We start from the raw sequence: 16,903 nt of genomic DNA, 5'->3' as shown, positions 1-16,903 counted from the left end.
TTCCTGTCCCCTGGCAACTGCATGAACCGCGCCACCCTCGCACGTTCGTTCACCCTCCTGCTGACTGGCCTGGCGCTCGTGGCAGCGCCCACGATGGTCGCGCCACCGGCAGTCGCGCAGACGGGCGCTGGCGCCGCCGCGCGCGCCGTGCTGGCCGCGCCGGCACCGGCGCCTGGCGCCACGCCGGTGCCGCAGATCGCGGTCGACACGCCCCCGGCCGCCACGCCGACCGAACTGATCCCCGGCGAAGTCGACACGCAGGACGCCCTGCCTCAACCGTCCTCGGCCGCGCAGGACCTGTACGAATCGGCGCGCAGCGACCTGCTGCAGATCCGCATGCTGCTCAAGAACGGGCGCACCCAGTCCACGGTGGGGTCGGGCTTTTTGGTCGGCACCAGCAATCTCGCGCTGACCAATTACCACGTGGTCTCGCAGATGGCGCTCGACCCGGCCATCTACACGGCCGAATACATCGACACCGACGGCAATACCGGCCCGGTCGAACTGCTGGCAGTGGACGTGCTGCACGACCTGGCGGTGGTGCGCATCAACCGCAATGGCAGCGGCTTCTTCAAGGTGCCCGAGCAGAAAGTGAAGCTGCGCCAGGGCCAGCCGCTGTACTCGCTGGGCAATCCGCTCGACCTGGGCTTCGCGATTTCCGAAGGCGCCTACAACGGCGTGCTCACGCGCAGCTTCTACGACCGCCTGATCTTCAGCGGCCCGATCAACTCGGGCATGAGCGGCGGCCCGAGCGTGACGGCCAGCGGCACCGTGGCCGGCATCAACGTCTCGCGCCGGCGCGACGGCGAATCAGTCAGCTTCCTGGTGCCCGTGATGTATGCGCAGGAGCTGCTGCGCAAGGTGGCGCAGCAAGCCGCGCCGCCGCCCGACTTCAATCCGCTGATCGGCAAGCAGCTGCTGGCGCACCAGGCCGGCATGGTCGACCGGCTGCTCGAAGAGCCGCTGACGCTCAAGGGCATGGGGCCGTACCTGGTGCCGGTGCGCGAGTCCGGCCAGGTGCGCTGCTGGGGGCGCTCGAATTCGCGCGGCGCCGCGTACGCGGTCGACGCCATGAGCTGCGTGATGCAGTCGGCGGTGTTCGTGTCCGACGTCCAGCAGACCGGTAATGTCTCGATGACGCACCGCTACATCCGCTCGGGGACGATGGACCCGATGCGCTTTGCCGCGCTGGCCACCGATATTTTCCAGGTCGATAACCTGGGCAGCACGGGCGATCCGCGCCTGACCAAACCATTCTGCACCGAGCGCTTCGTGCACACCCGCACGCTGCCGCTGCGCGCCGTGACCTGCGTGCGCGCCTACCGCAAGTTCGAAGGACTGTACAACTTCACGCTGCTCACGGCCAGCACCGACGCCTCGCAGGCCAGCCTGCAAAGCCGGCTCGATGTCTCGGGCGTGTCGTATGAAAACGGCATGCGCGTCACGCGCGCCTATCTCGGCGCATTCGGGCGCACGGTGCGCAAATGAGCGGCCCCTGGACCATCGAAACGCTGGCGCGCAATGGCGAGGTGCTGCACCGCCATCGCGTGACCACGCTGCCGATCCGCCTCGGCCGCGCCTACGACAACGACTTCATCGTCGACGACGAATACGCCGCGGCGCATCACGCAATGGTCGACCTTGGCCCCGACGGCGCCCTGCTGCTGCGCGACCTCGATACGAAGAACGGCATCAACCACAAGGGCCGGCGCGTCAAGGAACTGACAATGGGCGGCGACACCGTCGTGCGCATGGGGCACACGTCGCTGCGCATCCGCCCGGCCTCGCACCCGGTGCCGCCCGAACTGGTCGACCGCACGATGCACGGCTGGGAAGGCATGCTGCCGGGTGGCGCCGGCATCGTGTTGTGCCTGCTGACCGCGCTGCTGGTGGCCTGGCTGCTCGACGCCGGCGGCGACCCCGAACGCTATGCGCTGTATCCGGCGCTGGCGGTGGGCGCGGGCCTGGCCTGGAGCGGCATGTGGGCGTTTTCCAACCGTCTGTTCGGGCGCCGCGCGCGCCTCGGGCGACACCTGTTCATTGTCGGCTTCGGCCTGGCCGCACTGGTTGGCGTGCGCCTGCTGGCCAGCGTGGTGGCGTATGCGTGGTCGCTCGAATGGCTGACCGGCTACGGCTCGCACGCGGTCGTGGTGACGGTGTCCATGATGATCTACTTCCACCTCGCCACCGTGACGCCGCAGTTCCGGCACCGCCTGCGCCTGTCCTGCGCCGGGATCGCCGTGCTGGTCTCGCTCCTGATCCTGGCCGGGAACATGCAGCGCAATGGCCGCACCGCCGACGAGCTGTACATGCCGGTGCTGCTGCCGCCCGAGCTGCGCGCCAGTCCCGACGTACCGGTGGCCGACTACATGGGCAGCGTCGGCGCGATGAAGCGCGAGATCGACGCCGAGCGCCACGGCAACGCGGGCGAATAAAACAGCGATTCAGTCCAGCGCCGCCAGCAGGCGGCTCACTGTCTCGGCCGCGATCGGTTTGGTGAAGTGCTGGTCGAACCCGGCTTCGCGCGAGCGCGCCTGGTCTTCTTCCGACCCCCAGCCGGTGACGGCGACGATGGTCATGCGCGCCAGCGCCGGCATCGCGCGCAGGCGCGTGGCCAGTTCGAAGCCGGTCATGCCGGGCATCCCGATATCGAGGAACGCGACGTCTGGCACGAACGCTTCGGCCAGCGCCAGCGCATCTCGGCCATTGGTGGCGGTGCGGATCTCGTGTGAATTCAGCTGCAGCAGCAGCGACAGGCTTTCGGCGGCGTCGATATTGTCGTCCACCACGAGGATGCGATAGGTACGGCGCTGCGCCGTGCGGCGGTCCTGCCGCGGGGTGTCGTCGCCCGGCACCGCCATGCGCGCGCCCAGTGGCAGGCGCACGGTGAACGTGCTGCCAAGGCCGGCCCCGGGACTGTCGGCGCTGACGCTGCCGCCATGCAGCGCCACCAGCTGGCGCACCAGCGACAGGCCGATGCCCAGCCCGCCCTGCGCCAGGCCCATGTTGCGGCCGACCTGGTTGAACATCTCGAAGATCGTGTCCTGGTGCCCCGGCGGGATGCCCACGCCGCTGTCGGTCACCGATACCACCGCCTGCCCGCCGCCACTGGCACCGCCGCGCTCCTTGCGCACCGTGAGGCGGATGCTGCCGCCGGGCGGCGTGTACTTGGCCGCGTTGGTCAGCAGGTTGTTGATCACCTGCGCGACGCGGGTCGGGTCGATGTCGAGCAGCAGCGGCTCGCCCCACATGTCGACGTCGAGCACGTGGCGCGCGCCCTGGATCATCGGCGTGCTGGTCTCGACCGCGCTCGCGACCACGCGATTCAGGTCGACCAGCTGCTTGCGGATATCGATCTTGCCACTGGTGACGCGGGCAACGTCGAGCAAATCGTCGATCAGGTGCGTCATCTGGCACGTCTGGCGCTCGAGCATTTCGCGCACGCGCTCGATCGTTTCGGGATTGTCGGCGCGTAGGCGCATGATTTCCAGGCCGGTGCGGATCGGCGCCATCGGGTTGCGCAGTTCGTGCGCCAGCACGGCCAGGAATTCGCTGCGGTGGCGGGTGGCCTCGGCCGACTCGTGCGCCTGGCGCTGCAGCGCCGCTTCGACACGGTGATGCTCGCCGGCGTCGATCTCGAAGGCCGTATGGAAGAACCCGTGCACGGTGCCGGTGGCGTCACGCAGCGGTGAAAAGGCGGCGCTGACGTGGCGCATACCGCTGGCCGGCACCAGCAGCACGTCGTCGAGCCAGGCCGGCGCACCGGCAAGCGCACTGCCAACCAGCGGCGCCAGGCGCGGCCAGGCATCGGGGAGGATGGCGGACAGCGGCTGGCCCAATGCTCGCGGGTACCCTGCCCCCAATAGCCTGGCGTAGGCATCATTGAACAGCACCGGCATGGCCGGCGATGCAGGGGTGCTCCAGCCAACCAGCGCCGGGTGGCGCGCATCGAGCATCAGGTCGACCGCGACCCGCAATTCGGGGGGCCAGCCGGCCGCATCACCCAGCGCGGTGGCTGCCCAATCGTGGTCGCGCACCAGTGCGCGCATGCCTCCATCATCGGAGGAAATGGAAGAAGGTCGGACCGGATCGCTCATGGCGCGATTGTCGCATGAACTCCAATTAACGGTCGGCAATTGAATCCCTGAATGATGCAATTTCGCCGCAGCGGCATTCACCATGCATGCCACTTTGACACGCGTCCGGGAATGCCGGAAGATCGACCGTCTTCCTCCCCGGCCTGCCCCATGCCCTCACGTCGCACCATGCTCGTCGCCGGTATTGCCTGGCTCCTGTTCTGGACGCTGATGGTGCTGGTCGCCGTGGAAGACTACCGGCGCGACGGGGGCGGCGCGCCGTGGCAGCCGGTCTTGTGGGAGACCTCGTCGGCGCTGGTGGCCACCTGTCTGTTCCTGATCCAGCGCCGTTTCAGCGCGCAGCACGACGTGCTGGTCGCCACGCCCTGGCGCTGGTTCGCCCAGCAGGCCCGCTGGCTGCCGCTGTACTGGTTCGGCTTCACGCCGGTCGTGTTCGCGCTGCGCCACGCGGTCTATACATTGGCCGGCACCCATTACGAACACGAGGCCTGGGCCGAGGTGTTCGTCTACGAGGCAATGAAGATCTCGCTGTTTTTCGGGCTGTTCACGACCATCGGCTTCGGCCTGCTGTCGTACCGCGAAATGATGAAGGAGCGCGTGCGCGCCGAGCAGGCCGGCGCCCTGCTGCGCGAAGCCCAGCTCGAACGCCTGACGCGCCAGATGCAGCCGCACTTCCTGTTCAATGCGCTCAACACGATTTCCTCGCTGATGCATACCGATGTGGCGCGTGCCGATGCGATTCTCGTGCGGCTGGCCGACGTACTGCGCGCCACGCTGGCGCTCGGTGAAAAACCGCAGGCGAGTCTGGCTGACGAATTGCGTCTTGCCCAGGGCTACGCCGCCGTGATGCAGGAACGGTTCGACGGACGCGTGACGCTGGCCTGGGACATCGAACCGGCGGCCCTGCCAGTACTGCTGCCCGCCATCAGCCTGCAGCCACTGCTTGAGAACGTGTTCAAGCACACGGTGGCACACCGGCGCGCACCGACGGCGATCCGGGTCACGGCCCGGATCATCGAGGGCGCACTGCGTGTTTCCATCGAGGACGATGGCGGCGTGCTGGCGCCATCGGGTACGCCGGGCATCACGGTGATCAACCTGCGCACCCGCCTGGCCGCGTTGCACGGCGAGCGCGCGGCCCTGACGCTGGATGCGCTGCAGCCGGCCGGCGTGCGCGCCGAACTGAGGGTCCCATGCGCCTCCTGATCGTCGACGACGAACGGCCGGCACGCGAGCGCCTGCGCCGCATGCTCGCGCACGAGCCGGGCGTCACGTCGGTGATGGAAGCAGCCGATGGCGTCGAAGCGCTGGCGCTGGTCGCACGCGATGCGCCCGACGCACTGCTGCTCGATATCGAAATGCCGGAACTGTCAGGCATCGACGTGGCCGCTTCGCTGCCGACGCCAGCGCCACTGGTGGTGTTCGTGACCGCGTACGATGACTACGCACTGCGCGCGTTCGATGCCGAGGCGGTCGACTATCTGCTCAAGCCGTTCGATGGCGCGCGGCTGCGACGCACGCTGGATCGGCTGCAGAGCCGGCTGACCGCAGCGGCACGCGCGCCGGCAAGCACCGGTGCACCTCCGCGCCAGCTGCTGGTGACCGAGCGCGGCACCACCCGCGTCGTGCAGGTCGCCGATATCGAGTGGCTCGAAACGGCCGACAACTACGTCGCGCTGCACACCCACGACGGCGCGCCGCTGCTGCGCCAGTCCCTCGGCACCTTGCTCGACCAGTTGGGCCCGGCGTTCGTGCGCTGCCATCGTTGCGCGGCGGTGCGCGTGGCCGCCGTCAGCCGCATCGTCCCACACAGCAGGGGCGATTGCACGCTGGTGCTGCACAGCGGCGCCGTCGTTCCGTGCAGCCGGCAATACCGGGCGGCCCTGCTCGATCCGCTTCGCCCCGCCTGAAGTCCGGTTCACCCCATGGCGCTGGCGCCGCCACGCAAGGCTGCGCGATGCTGGGGCCTTCAAACGATGAGGACATCCCATGCAGCCATCCGCTCCTGCCACCAGCGACCGCCTGTACTTTCTCGACTGGGTACGCATCCTGGCGTTTTTCGTGCTGATCGCCTATCACGTGGGCATGTATTACGTGAGCTGGGACTGGCACGTGAAGAGCCCGCACGCCAGCGAAGCGGCCGAACCCTTCATGCTGCTGTCGTCGCCGTGGCGCCTGACGCTGCTGTTCTTCGTGGCCGGCGTTGCCTCGCACTTCCTGCTGGCGCGCCTGGGTCCGCGGCTGTTCGTGCGCCGGCGCAGCCTGCGCCTTCTGGTGCCGCTGTTGTTCGGGATGCTCGTGATCGTGCCGCCGCAGCCGTATCTCGAGGTGGTTGAAAAGCTCGGCTACTCGGGCGATTACCTGGCGTTCATGCGGCTGTACCTGATCGGCTACGACGGGTTCTGCCGCGAAGATTGCCTGTCGCTGCCAACCTGGAATCACCTGTGGTTCGTGCTGTACCTGTGGTGCTACACGATGGTGCTAGCCGCCGCCGCGGCGCTACTGGGAGAACTGCGCATTGCCGCGCTTGCGCGCCGGGCCGGCGCCCTGCTGGACGGGTGGCGCCTGATCGTCTTGCCTGTCGTGGTCCTGGGCGTGGTGCGAATCCTGTTGCTCGACCGTTTCCCGCAAGACCATTCGCTGACCAACGACTGGTACAACCATGCCACCTACCTGCCGGTCTTCGTGCTCGGTGCACTGCTGGCGCGCACGCCACGGATCTGGGCCACGATGACGGCGCAGCGCTGGCCTGCGCTATGCCTTGCCCTGGCGGCCTGGGCGGGAATCGTGCTGTGGCTGCTGGGGGCGCACGAGACCATGGCGCCGCACGACATCGAACGCTGGCGCACCGGGATGCGGTTCGTGTACGCGCTGTGCGGCTGGAGCGCCATCATCGCGGCCTGCGGCTTTGCCCGCCGCCACCTGAACCACGACGGGCCGGCCCGGCGCTACCTGACCGACGCGGTGTTCACCGTCTACATCGCGCACCAGACGCTGATCGTCGTGATGGCGCATGCCTTCAAGCCGCTGCAGCTGGCGCCCGGTCTCGAAGCGGTGCTGTTGATGATCCTGACCGCCTGCGGCAGCTTCGCGCTGTACGAGGCGGTGCGGCGCGTGCCGCTGATGCGGCCGCTGTTCGGCCTGGCGCCGCACGCCAGCACGCCCCGGACCACCGACGCCGTGGCCGGTGCGGCGCTGCGGCAGTAAGCAGCAGCCCGCGTTCGAGGTGCACCAAATGAGGACGCGTCGATGCGCGTCAGCCATGCTCCTGGGCTGGCCCGATCCTTGCATATATTCAGGCACACTGAACTGCGGGAGAAGTCGATGTTGACCCAAAACGATGTGCTCGAATACACGGGCATGCATGGCCATAGGATCCGCGTGCTGTGGATCGACCGCGCCCGGGCGCTGGCCTGGACCTACCGGCTGGCCAGCCCGTCGGCGCTGCCCGAACCGACGCCCTTGCACGACCTCGAAGACGAACTGCGCAGCGGCGGAGCGCGCCGGCTGCTTGTCGATCCGTTCGCGGCCGCACCGCCGCAGGAGCCTGTGCCGCAAGGCTACCTGTCCCTGCAAGCCAAGGCATGGTCGGCCGTGCGCGCCCTGCACGCCGACCGCCAGGCGCTGTACCAGCCGCGCGAGCGCGCCATCCTGATGGCCGCTTACGCTGCGGCCCATGGCATCTCGAAGTCCAGCATCATGCGCTACCTGCGCCGTTACTGGGAACGGGGCCAGACGCCGGACGCGCTGCTGCCGGACTACGGCAACTCGGGTGCACCGGGGCGCACGCGAGCCGTCACCGCCGGCGTCAAACGCGGCCGCCCACGCAAGGGCGAGGCCACGGGCACCAATGCCGACGAACGGATGCGCGCGATCTTCCGCGCCGCTGCGGCGCGCTACGCCGCCAGCCACGACGACTTTTCGCGCCGTGCGGCGTACCGCCAGATGCTGGGCGACTTCTTCCAGGGCCAGGATGCAGGTGGTTTGCCGAGTTTCGGCCAGTTCAACTACTGGCTCGAACGCGACGCTGCTGCCCCGCCAGCGGTCACGCTGACACGCCCGTCTGCACCATTGCCGGGCCGCGCTGCACCACGCTTTGCCCACCACGCGGCCATGCCGTAACCCACCAATCCGGTGCGCCGCACGCCAGCGTGGTGCGCACCGGATTGTTTTTTAACGCGGCCGGTGCATCTGGAACAGCTGTTCCGGCCCGACCGAAAAGTAATCCGCCGGCCCACCCGCGCGCAGGATATGGCCGGCGTTGGCGGTGTCGTAGACGCCGTCCTTCAGCGACGCTGCAGCGATATGCACACCCACCACTTCACCCAGCACCAGCCAGGTCGGCACCGTCTCGCCACTGGCCTGCTGCAGCTGGATGATCTGCGTGACCTTGCACTCGAACGCGACCGGGCTTTCGGCCACGCGCGGCGCGGTCACCAGGCGCGATGGCGCCGGCGTCAGCCCGGCCAGCGCGAATTCATCGACCTCAGGGCCGACAGCGGCGCACGAGGCGTTCATGGCCTCGGCCAATGGGCGGGTCGCGAGATTCCACACGAATTCGCCCGTCTCCTGCACATTGCGCAGCGTGTCCTTGGCGCCGATGCTGGCAAATCCGACGATCGGCGGCACGTAGTTGAAGGCGTTGAAGAAGCTGTACGGGGCCAGGTTGCGCACGCCGGATGCACTCAGCGACGAAATCCAGCCGATGGGCCGTGGGCCGACGATGGCATTGAAGGGATCGTGGGGCAGCCCGTGACCTTGACGGGGTTCGTAGAAATGGATCGACATGGGTTGGTTTTTTCGTGAATGGATTGGAATGGTGTGCGTTCAGGGCGCGTTGATCGCGCGGGCCGCATCGGCGCTCAGGCAACTGGCCAGCAACCTGACCGGGGCCGGCAGCGCCAGCGTGCTGCGCAGCGCAAGCAGCAGCGTGCGCTCGGCCCAGTCGTCGGTCAGCGTGATCAGCTTCAGGCCCATCGAGCGCACGTGGGGTTCAGCGGCCAGGCGCGGCAGCACGCCGATGCCCAGGCCGACCATCACCATGCGGCAGACGGCGTCGAAGCTGCGCACCTGGATACTGAGCTTCAGTGGCTTTTCAAGGCGGCTGCATTCAGTGCGCAGCCGCTCGGCCAGCGACGTCGCCTCGGACAGGCTGACGAATTCATAGTCCAGCGCATCGGCCAGCCGTACGCTGTCGTGCGTGGCCAGTGGATGATCGAGCGACACGATCAGCACCAGCCGGTCCTGGCGGTAATCGAAGACGTCGATGTCGCCAACGGCGGTGCGGTCGGCGAACAGGCCGATGTCGGCACGGTTCTCGCGCACCGCCGCCACGACGTCGCCGCTGTTGCGCTCTTCCAGGCTGACGCGGATGCCCGGATGCTCGCGCCGAAAGCGCGTCAGATCGTCCGGCAGGAACTGCGTCACTGCCGAGGTGTTGGCCCAGATGCGCACCTGGCCCCGGCCGCCGGCAGCGAAGTCGGACAGGTCACCGGACATCCGGTCGACATCCTGCAGGATGCCCAGCGCGTGCTGGAAACACGAGCGGCCTGCTTCGGTCAGCGTGACGCCATTGGCGTGGCGGTACAGCAGCCGCGTGCCCAGATGCGCCTCCAGGTCGGAGACACGCTTGCTCGCCGCCGCGACGGCGAGATTGGATTGCTGGGCGCCGCGCGTGATGCTGCCGGTGCGCGCAATCTCGATGAACAGGTTGAGCGTGACCAGATCAAAACGCGCGTAGTTCAACAGCACTCTCCTGGGATGACGACGAGGTGGACAGCGTGCATCTTGCCACAAGCAGGCGGGGTCGTTGCGCGCAGCTTCAGAACACCCAGTCTTCTTCCTTCCTGCGCCATGCCTCGTAGGCCCGGATCTTGTCCGCGTGGCCGATCGTCAGCGCGATATCGTCGAGGCCATGCAGCAGGCGCTCCTTGCGCGCCGGGTCCACCTCGAACCGGCTGACGCGGTCAATGCCTGGCCAGGTGACGATCTGCGCCGGCAGGTCGACCTTCAGCGAAAAACCGGGCGCGGCATCGCACGCCTTGAACAGCGCATCGACCTCGTGGTCCGCCAGCACGATCGGCAGCAAGCCGTTCTTGAAGCAGTTGTTATAAAAAATCTCGGCAAACGACGGCGCGATGAGGACGCGAATGCCGAAGTCGGCCAGCGCCCACGGCGCATGCTCGCGCGAACTGCCGCAGCCAAAATTCTCGCGCGCGAGCAGGATGCTGGCGCCCTGGTAGCGCGGCTGGTTCAGCACGAAGTTTGGGTTCAGCGGCCGGCCGCTGCAGTCCTGGTCGGGTTCGCCGGTATCGAGATAGCGCCACGCATCGAACAGATTCACGCCAAAGCCGGCGCGGCGGATCGACTTGAGAAACTGCTTGGGGACGATGGCATCGGTATCGACATTGCCGCGATCGAGCGGCACGACCAGCCCTTCGTGTACGGTAAAGTGTTCCATCAGCACCACTCCCGGATATCGACGAAATGTCCCATGACGGCCGCGGCCGCGGCCATTTCCGGACTGACGAGGTGCGTGCGGCCACCCGCGCCCTGCCGTCCTTCGAAATTGCGGTTCGAGGTCGAGGCCGCGCGCTGGCCGGGCTGCAGCTGGTCGGCATTCATGCCCAGGCACATCGAGCAGCCCGGCTCGCGCCATTCGAAGCCTGCCTGGCGGAACACGGCGTCCAGACCTTCTTTCTCAGCCTGCTGCTTGACCAGCCCGGAGCCCGGCACCACCATCGCCAGTTGCACGTTGTGCGCGACCTGCTTGCCGCGCACAATGGCAGCTGCAGCGCGCAAATCCTCGATGCGGGAGTTGGTGCACGAGCCGATGAAGACGACGTCGACATGGATGTCGGTGATACGCGTGCCGGGCGCCAGGCCCATGTACGACAACGCGTGCACAATGCCGGCGCGCCGGGTCGGGTCCGGCTCATGCGCCGGATCGGGCACCATGCCATCGACGGTCGTGACCATCTCGGGCGATGTTCCCCACGTTACCTGCGGCTTGAGCGAGGCCACATCGATCGTGATGGTCGCATCGAACACGGCGCCCGGGTCGCTCGCGAGGGTGCGCCAGTACGCGACGGCGCGCTGCCACTGCGCGCCGCGGGGCGCTTCCGGGCGGCCATCCAGATAGGCGATGGTTCTGTCGTCCACCGCGATCATGCCGCAGCGCGCGCCGGCCTCCACGGTCATATTGCACAAGGTCATGCGGCCTTCCATCGACAAGGCGGTGACCGCCGCGCCGGCATATTCGACCGCATAACCGGTCGCGCCCGCGGTGCCGATCTTGCCGATCATGGCCAGCGCCATGTCCTTGGCCGTCACGCCGGGCGGCAGCACGCCGTCGTAGCGCACCAGCAGGTTCTTCGACTTCTTGCCAAGCAGGCACTGGGTCGCCAGCACATGCTCGACCTCGGACGTGCCGATGCCAAATGCCAGGCAGGCAAATGCGCCGTGCGTGCTCGTGTGGCTGTCGCCGCACACGACGGAGAGGCCCGGCAGCGTGACGCCCTGCTCCGGCCCGATGACATGCACGATGCCCTGGCGACGGTCCGTCATGCCGATTTCATCGATCCCGAACTCGCCGCAATTCTTCGTCAGCGTTTCCACCTGCAGGCGCGAGACGGGATCGTCGATGCCGGCCGCGCGGTCGGTGGTGGGAATATTGTGGTCGGCCACGGCCAGGTTCGACGCGATGCGCCAGACCTTGCGCCCGTGCGTGCGCAAGCCTTCGAAGGCCTGCGGGCTCATGACTTCATTGAGCAGGTGGCGGTCGACATACAGCAGCGTCGTGCCGTCATCCTCGACATGCACGGCGTGCCGTGCCCACAGTTTGTCGTACAGCGTGTCGCCTGGCGTGTCTGCCATGATCTGTCGTCTCCATCGCGATCGTTCGATTGCCGGCACTGTCCGCTCTGCGGCGGCGTTGTCGGTGGACCAAGTGTGGCCCGGTTTGCGATGGCCAGGGAATCCCTGAATCGGCAATTCCCGCTTCGCGGATGACGAAGGCTTCGCGGAATGCGAAACCTGCACGACCGATAATACGAATGCCGGACGCGCGAGAAATCAGTACATTGACTTGTACCTTGCTGCACCCAAAGCCCGCCCCAGAGAGCGGGTCATGACGGACACATTCACAGGAGACGTACGATGCTTCGCACCCTTGCCGGCAGCATGCTGCTGCTTGCCTCAGCCGCAACCCTTGCCCAGTCGTTGCCATCCAAGCCGATCACGCTGATCGTTCCCAATCCGCCCGGCGGCGTCGTCGACACGGCCGCGCGCGTGGTCGCGCAACCGCTCGGGCAGCTGCTCAAGCACACGGTCGTCGTCGACAACCGGCCCGGCGGCAGCGGCAATATCGCCTACCAGACGGTGGCACGCTCGGCGCCGGACGGCGCCACGCTGCTGGTGTCGTATTCGGCGTATCACACCGCCAATCCATCCCTGATGACGAAGCTGCCGTGGGCGCCGAAGGATTTCACGCCCGTCGCGCTGCTGGTCACCGCGACCAATGTCGTGGCCGTGCATCCGTCCCTGCCGGTGAACACGCTCGGTGAGCTGGTGGCCTACCTGAAAAAGAACCCGGGCAAATTCAGCTACGCATCGCAGGGCAATGGCTCGCTGTCGCATATCGGGACCGAGCTGTTCAAGCAGCAGACCGGCACCAATATGCTGCACGTTCCCTACAAGGGTTCCGGCCAGGCGATCGCGGACGTGCTGTCGGGACGCGTGCACGTGTTCATCACGACGCCGCCGTCGGTGATGCAGCACGTCCAGTCCGGCAAGCTGAAGGCGCTGGCCATCGCCGGCAAACAGCGTCATCCGATGCTGCCGCAGATCCCGACGACCGCCGAAGCCGGCTATCCCGAGTTCACGCTCGAAGCCTGGGTGGGCCTGTTCGCGCCGGCAGGCACGCCGCTTGCCCTCGTGACGCAACTGACCAATGGCGTGAAGGGCGCGCTGGACACGCCGGAAGCGAAAAAACAGGCCGACGCGCAGGGCGTCGAGATCCACTACCTGAATCCGCCTGCGGTCGCCAGCCTCGTGACGGGCGAGCTCGACTACTGGAACAAGGTCATCAAGAAGGCGAACATCACGCTCGATTGATGCCCTGCCGTCAGGCCTGGTCTGCGGCCAGGCCTGCGCCGCAGTCCTTGCAGAACTGCGCGCCCGGATCGTGGCCCGTGCTGCCGCAGCTCTTGCAGGTACGTAATTCGCCGCGCGGTGCATGGCGCGACAGCTTTTGCGACGTCATCTCGGCGCTGACGATCCCCGTCGGCACCGCCAGGATGCCCCAGCCGAGCAGCATCATGAACGACGCGATGGCCTTGCCCAGATGGGTGTGCGGCGTGATGTCGCCATAGCCGACCGTCGTGATCGTCACCGTGGCCCAGTACATCGCCATCGGGATGCTGGTAAAACCGCTCTCGGGGCCCTCGACCACGTACATGACAGTACCGAGAATCAGGATCAGCATCAGCACGACCGACAGGAACACCATGATCTTGCGCTTGCTGGCCACCAGCGCCTCGCCGAGACGCGTGTACTCGTCGACGTAGCGTGTGAGCTTGAGGATGCGGAAGATGCGCAGCAGGCGCAGGATGCGCACGTCGAGAAAGACCTGGCTGCCCGGGACCAGCAGCGAAATCCAGGTCGGCAGCACCGACACCAGGTCGATCACGCCATAGAAGCTGCGCGCGTAGCGCAGCGGGCGCTGGACGCAGACCAGGCGCGCGATGTACTCGAGCGTGAAGAAGATCGTGAAGGTCCATTCGAGCACCGACATCTGCGCCGCATAGCGCCGGCCGATCGCCGGCACGCTGTCGAGCACCACGGTGAGGATGCTGAGCAGGATGATCGCCACCAGCGCGAGGTCGAAGCGGCGCCCGGCCGGCGTGTCGGTGCCGAAGATGACGTCGAACATGCGCGCGCGCCAGCCGTCCGCCGGGCGGCCCAGCAGGGTTGGCATATCGCGCGGCGCGGTCGGGGCGTGGTCGTGGTCGCTCGCCCGGCTCATCGGGCGTGCTGCGTGACCCAGGCGCCGAAGGCAGCCATGAATTTTTCGAAGAACGCGCGCGTGCTGTCGTCGATCAGCGTGTCGCCTTCGTACTTGGCGGCGACGCCACCGATATACGCTTCCGGCGCAGGCATCGTCGGCATGTTCAGGAACGGCAGCATCTGGCGCAGGTGGTGGTTGGCACCGAACCCACCCAGGACGCCGGGCGAGACACTGACGACGGCGCACGGCTTGTCGGCAAATGCTGCCTTGCCATACGGGCGCGAGCCGACGTCGATGGCGTTCTTGAGCGAACCCGGCACCGAGCGGTTGTATTCGGGCGTGCAGAACAGGATGGCGTCGGCAGCGCCAATCGCCTCGCGGAACACGGTGAATGCGGGCGGCGGCGTGGCGGTCTCGTCGTCCTCGTTGTACAGCGGCAGGTCGCGCAGTTCGACGATCGTCAGCTCAAAGCCGTCCGGTGCCACATCGATGAGGCTGTTGGCAACGCGGCGGGTGAATGATTCCTTGCGCAGGCTGCCGACGAGGACGGCGATTTTCTTGGTGGTCATGGGAATTCCTTGGTTATGCAGGATGTATATTGTCGATCGCTCATGATACCCAGTTTCACCCCGACGCTGGGCCGTTACAGGCGCAGGCGCCGGTACATCTGCAGGAAGCGCTTGCGCCCTGCCTTGCTCAAGACCACGACCGGATCGCCATGCCACGCATACAGGAACGGCGCGCCGCCCTGGCGGTCACTGATGCGTACCGACAGCAGGAACGATGTGCCCAACGGATACTGCGCCAGGTCGAGCAGGCGACGCGAGCACTGCACGCGCATGCCCGTTGAAAACGCCTGGCCAGAAACAGGCGAAATGCACGGCCGGCCACGCCAGTCGAGCCGTGATTCGACGGCCACTTCGCGGTAGGCCCATGCATCGCGCGCCATCGCTATGCCTTCGCCAGCGCCGGCGTACGGACCACGTGCGCCTCGCGGATCGGCAGATTGATGAGCGCTGCGGCAGCGGCCAGAGCCATGTCGGCATACCACATCCAGCTGTAGTCCCCCGTGTGGACGACGGCCAGTCCGCCCAGCCAGGCGCCGAAGAAGCCGCCGATCTGGTGCGACAGCAGCGTCATGCCGAACAGCGTGGCCAGGTAGCGCACGCCGAACAGCTTGCCCACCAGCCCTGCGGTTGGCGGCACCGTGGCCAGCCACGTAAAGCCCAGCGCGCCGGCGAAGATGTAGAACGTCCAGGCCGTCTTGGGCGCCAGCAGATACAGGCCGACGATGACGACGCGGCTCGCGTAGATCCAGAACAGCAGTGACTTCATCCGGTACCGCGACGCCAGCATCCCGGCCGACAGGCTGCCGGCGATGTTGAACAGGCCGATCAGCGCGAGCGCCGTCGCCGACACGGTCGTCGGCAAGCCGCACATGGCGACTTCGCCCGGCAAGTGGGTGACGAGGAAGGCGATGTGAAAGCCGCAGGTGAAGAAGCCCGCATGCAGGCACAGGTAGCTGCGGTCGCGCAGCGCCTGGCGCAGTTGCTGGCCGAGGGCGATGGTGGGTGCTGCCGATGCGGCCGGTGCGGCCGGTGCGGCCGTCGGCAATGCTGGCGCAACGGCAGCGCGCTTGCGGCGCAGCGGCCAGGCCAGCGGAATGGTGAGCAAGGCGGTGGCGGCCAGCGTCAGCATCGCCACGATCCAGCCGGCGCCGGCGATGATGGCGCCCATCAACGGGGCCAGCGCGAACTGCCCGAACGAGCCGCCGGCATTGATGAAACCGGATGCGAATGCGCGGCGTTCGGGCGGCAGGCGCTGGGCCGTGGCGCCGATCAGGATCGAGAAACTGCCCGCCCCTGCCCCGGCCGCCGACAGGAAGCCCATCGTCAGCAACAGCGCCCACTCGGACCCGACGAACGGCGTGGCGGCCGTGCCGACCGCGAGCATCACGCCACCCAGGGCAATCACGCGGCCCGGGCCGTACTTGTCGGCCACGGCCCCAAAGACCGGCTGCGCCACACCCCACATCAACTGCGCCACCGCCATCACGAAACTGATGGTGGCCACGCCCAGGCCGGTGGCCGTGTTGAGCGGTGACAGGAACAGGCCGCTGGTCAGGCGCGTCCCCGTCGTGATCATCATGACGGCGCTGGCAACCAGGATCAGGGTCCAGGCCGCGCGCGGCGACAGGTGGGCGGGGACGTTTGTCATTTGGCAATTATAGGGCCACCGCCCCGCCGCGGGCGACGGTGAGTTGACAGATTAGTCAGCTGGCATGCGAATCAGCAATGCGGTCGATTGCGCGGCCATGCCCTCTTCGCGCCCGAGGTAGCCGAGCTTCTCGTTGGTCTTGGCCTTGATATTGACCTGCTGCGGCGACACGCCCAGGTCTTCGGCGATGCGCGTGACCATCAGCGGGATGTGCGGCGCCATCTTCGGCTGCTGCGCGATGATGGTCGCGTCGATGTTGCCGATCGTGTAGCCGGCCTGCAGCACGCGGTTCGCCACTTCGCGCAGCAGCGTGCGCGAATCGGCGCCGGCAAACATCGGATCGGTGTCCGGGAAGTGCTTGCCGATGTCGCCCAGTGCAGCCGCGCCCAGCAGCGAGTCGATGATCGCGTGCAGCAGCACGTCGGCATCCGAATGGCCTTGCAGGCCCAGGCGGTGCGGGATCGTCACGCCACCGACGATGAGCTTGCGCCCTTCGACGAGCGCGTGGTTGTCATAGCCGGTGCCGATGCGAAACGGTGGAGTGGGATTGTAGGATGCGAGTGCCATGATGATGGGTTGTTGT

17 protein-coding genes are annotated in these 16,903 nt (G+C 67.2%); 7 read left to right on the top strand and 10 right to left on the bottom strand.

Features of this window, described 5'->3' with window-relative positions; translation table 11 throughout:
- Positions 1 to 21 precede the first annotated feature (21 nt).
- Together AC56LN_RS05915 and AC56LN_RS05910 are read left to right on the top strand one after the other, a co-directional pair.
- Positions 22 to 1,488, top strand: a complete 1,467-nt coding sequence (locus AC56LN_RS05915) for a S1 family peptidase (protein ID WP_499570389.1) — start codon at positions 22 to 24, stop codon at positions 1,486 to 1,488.
- Entirely contained in the window at positions 1,485 to 2,435 is a 951-nt protein-coding gene (locus tag AC56LN_RS05910; protein WP_499570387.1) for an FHA domain-containing protein, read from the top strand. Before AC56LN_RS05915 ends, AC56LN_RS05910 begins: the two co-directional genes overlap by 4 nt.
- A 9-nt stretch (positions 2,436 to 2,444) precedes the next feature.
- Here AC56LN_RS05910 and AC56LN_RS05905 read toward each other — a convergent pair whose 3' ends face one another.
- On the bottom strand, positions 2,445 to 4,049 hold the full coding sequence (locus AC56LN_RS05905; RefSeq protein ID WP_499570385.1) for a hybrid sensor histidine kinase/response regulator: 1,605 nt from the start codon (positions 4,047 to 4,049) through the stop codon (positions 2,445 to 2,447).
- Positions 4,050 to 4,247: 198 nt separating this feature from the next.
- On the opposite strand from AC56LN_RS05905, the gene AC56LN_RS05900 reads away from it, so the two are divergent.
- The 4 genes from AC56LN_RS05900 (at position 4,248) to AC56LN_RS05885 (ending at position 8,219) form a co-directional block, all read left to right on the top strand.
- The gene (locus AC56LN_RS05900; protein WP_499570384.1) at positions 4,248 to 5,303 is read left to right on the top strand and encodes a sensor histidine kinase; all 1,056 of its coding nucleotides are present in this window, start codon (positions 4,248 to 4,250) and stop codon (positions 5,301 to 5,303) included.
- A complete protein-coding gene (locus AC56LN_RS05895) occupies positions 5,291 to 6,007 on the top strand; it encodes a LytR/AlgR family response regulator transcription factor (RefSeq protein WP_499570383.1) in 717 nt (238 codons plus the stop codon). Before AC56LN_RS05900 ends, AC56LN_RS05895 begins: the two co-directional genes overlap by 13 nt.
- Positions 6,008 to 6,086: 79 nt before the next feature.
- Positions 6,087 to 7,304: an acyltransferase family protein gene (locus tag AC56LN_RS05890; protein WP_499570381.1), complete on the top strand. Its 1,218-nt coding sequence runs from the start codon at positions 6,087 to 6,089 to the stop codon at positions 7,302 to 7,304.
- A gap of 117 nt (positions 7,305 to 7,421) precedes the next feature.
- Positions 7,422 to 8,219 carry a hypothetical protein gene (locus tag AC56LN_RS05885; RefSeq protein ID WP_499570380.1) on the top strand — a complete coding sequence of 266 codons (798 nt, stop codon included), beginning with the start codon at positions 7,422 to 7,424 and terminating at the stop codon, positions 8,217 to 8,219.
- A gap of 51 nt (positions 8,220 to 8,270) precedes the next feature.
- Here the strand turns inward: AC56LN_RS05885 and AC56LN_RS05880 are convergent, their stop codons facing one another.
- The 4 genes from AC56LN_RS05880 to leuC form a co-directional block, all read right to left on the bottom strand.
- The gene (locus tag AC56LN_RS05880) at positions 8,271 to 8,885 is read right to left on the bottom strand and encodes a flavin reductase family protein (protein WP_499570378.1); all 615 of its coding nucleotides are present in this window, start codon (positions 8,883 to 8,885) and stop codon (positions 8,271 to 8,273) included.
- 39 nt (positions 8,886 to 8,924) lie between these two features.
- Positions 8,925 to 9,842: a LysR substrate-binding domain-containing protein gene (locus tag AC56LN_RS05875; protein WP_499570377.1), complete on the bottom strand. Its 918-nt coding sequence runs from the start codon at positions 9,840 to 9,842 to the stop codon at positions 8,925 to 8,927.
- A 76-nt stretch (positions 9,843 to 9,918) separates the two neighbouring features.
- Positions 9,919 to 10,557 (bottom strand): 3-isopropylmalate dehydratase small subunit, encoded by a 639-nt coding sequence (gene leuD / locus AC56LN_RS05870; protein WP_499570375.1) that lies wholly within the window; start codon positions 10,555 to 10,557, stop codon positions 9,919 to 9,921.
- Positions 10,557 to 11,972, bottom strand: a complete 1,416-nt coding sequence (gene leuC, locus AC56LN_RS05865) for a 3-isopropylmalate dehydratase large subunit (protein ID WP_499570374.1) — start codon at positions 11,970 to 11,972, stop codon at positions 10,557 to 10,559. The genes leuD and leuC overlap by 1 nt, the downstream gene beginning before the upstream one ends.
- A 282-nt stretch (positions 11,973 to 12,254) precedes the next feature.
- Between leuC and AC56LN_RS05860 the strand changes: the two genes are divergently transcribed.
- Positions 12,255 to 13,211 carry a Bug family tripartite tricarboxylate transporter substrate binding protein gene (locus AC56LN_RS05860; protein WP_499570373.1) on the top strand — a complete coding sequence of 319 codons (957 nt, stop codon included), beginning with the start codon at positions 12,255 to 12,257 and terminating at the stop codon, positions 13,209 to 13,211.
- A gap of 10 nt (positions 13,212 to 13,221) precedes the next feature.
- Here AC56LN_RS05860 and AC56LN_RS05855 read toward each other — a convergent pair whose 3' ends face one another.
- The 5 genes from AC56LN_RS05855 to ispF all read right to left on the bottom strand — a co-directional run bounded on the left by AC56LN_RS05855 (position 13,222) and on the right by ispF (position 16,887).
- A complete protein-coding gene (locus AC56LN_RS05855) occupies positions 13,222 to 14,121 on the bottom strand; it encodes an ion transporter (RefSeq protein WP_499570372.1) in 900 nt (299 codons plus the stop codon).
- Positions 14,118 to 14,672, bottom strand: a complete 555-nt coding sequence (locus AC56LN_RS05850; protein ID WP_482899445.1) for an NADPH-dependent FMN reductase — start codon at positions 14,670 to 14,672, stop codon at positions 14,118 to 14,120. The genes AC56LN_RS05855 and AC56LN_RS05850 overlap by 4 nt, the downstream gene beginning before the upstream one ends.
- Before the next feature lie 74 nt (positions 14,673 to 14,746).
- Positions 14,747 to 15,052 (bottom strand): hypothetical protein, encoded by a 306-nt coding sequence (locus AC56LN_RS05845; protein WP_499570371.1) that lies wholly within the window; start codon positions 15,050 to 15,052, stop codon positions 14,747 to 14,749.
- A 2-nt stretch (positions 15,053 to 15,054) separates the two neighbouring features.
- Positions 15,055 to 16,320: an MFS transporter gene (locus AC56LN_RS05840; protein ID WP_499570370.1), complete on the bottom strand. Its 1,266-nt coding sequence runs from the start codon at positions 16,318 to 16,320 to the stop codon at positions 15,055 to 15,057.
- Positions 16,321 to 16,371: 51 nt separating this feature from the next.
- Positions 16,372 to 16,887, bottom strand: a complete 516-nt coding sequence (gene ispF / locus AC56LN_RS05835) for a 2-C-methyl-D-erythritol 2,4-cyclodiphosphate synthase (RefSeq protein ID WP_499570369.1) — start codon at positions 16,885 to 16,887, stop codon at positions 16,372 to 16,374.
- Positions 16,888 to 16,903 lie beyond the last annotated feature (16 nt).

The sequence above is a fragment of the Telluria sp. ZT3P26 genome, assembly GCF_059686035.1.
The sequence above is the reverse complement of the archived record's forward strand: the minus strand, read 5'-3'. Positions and strand labels throughout refer to the sequence as shown.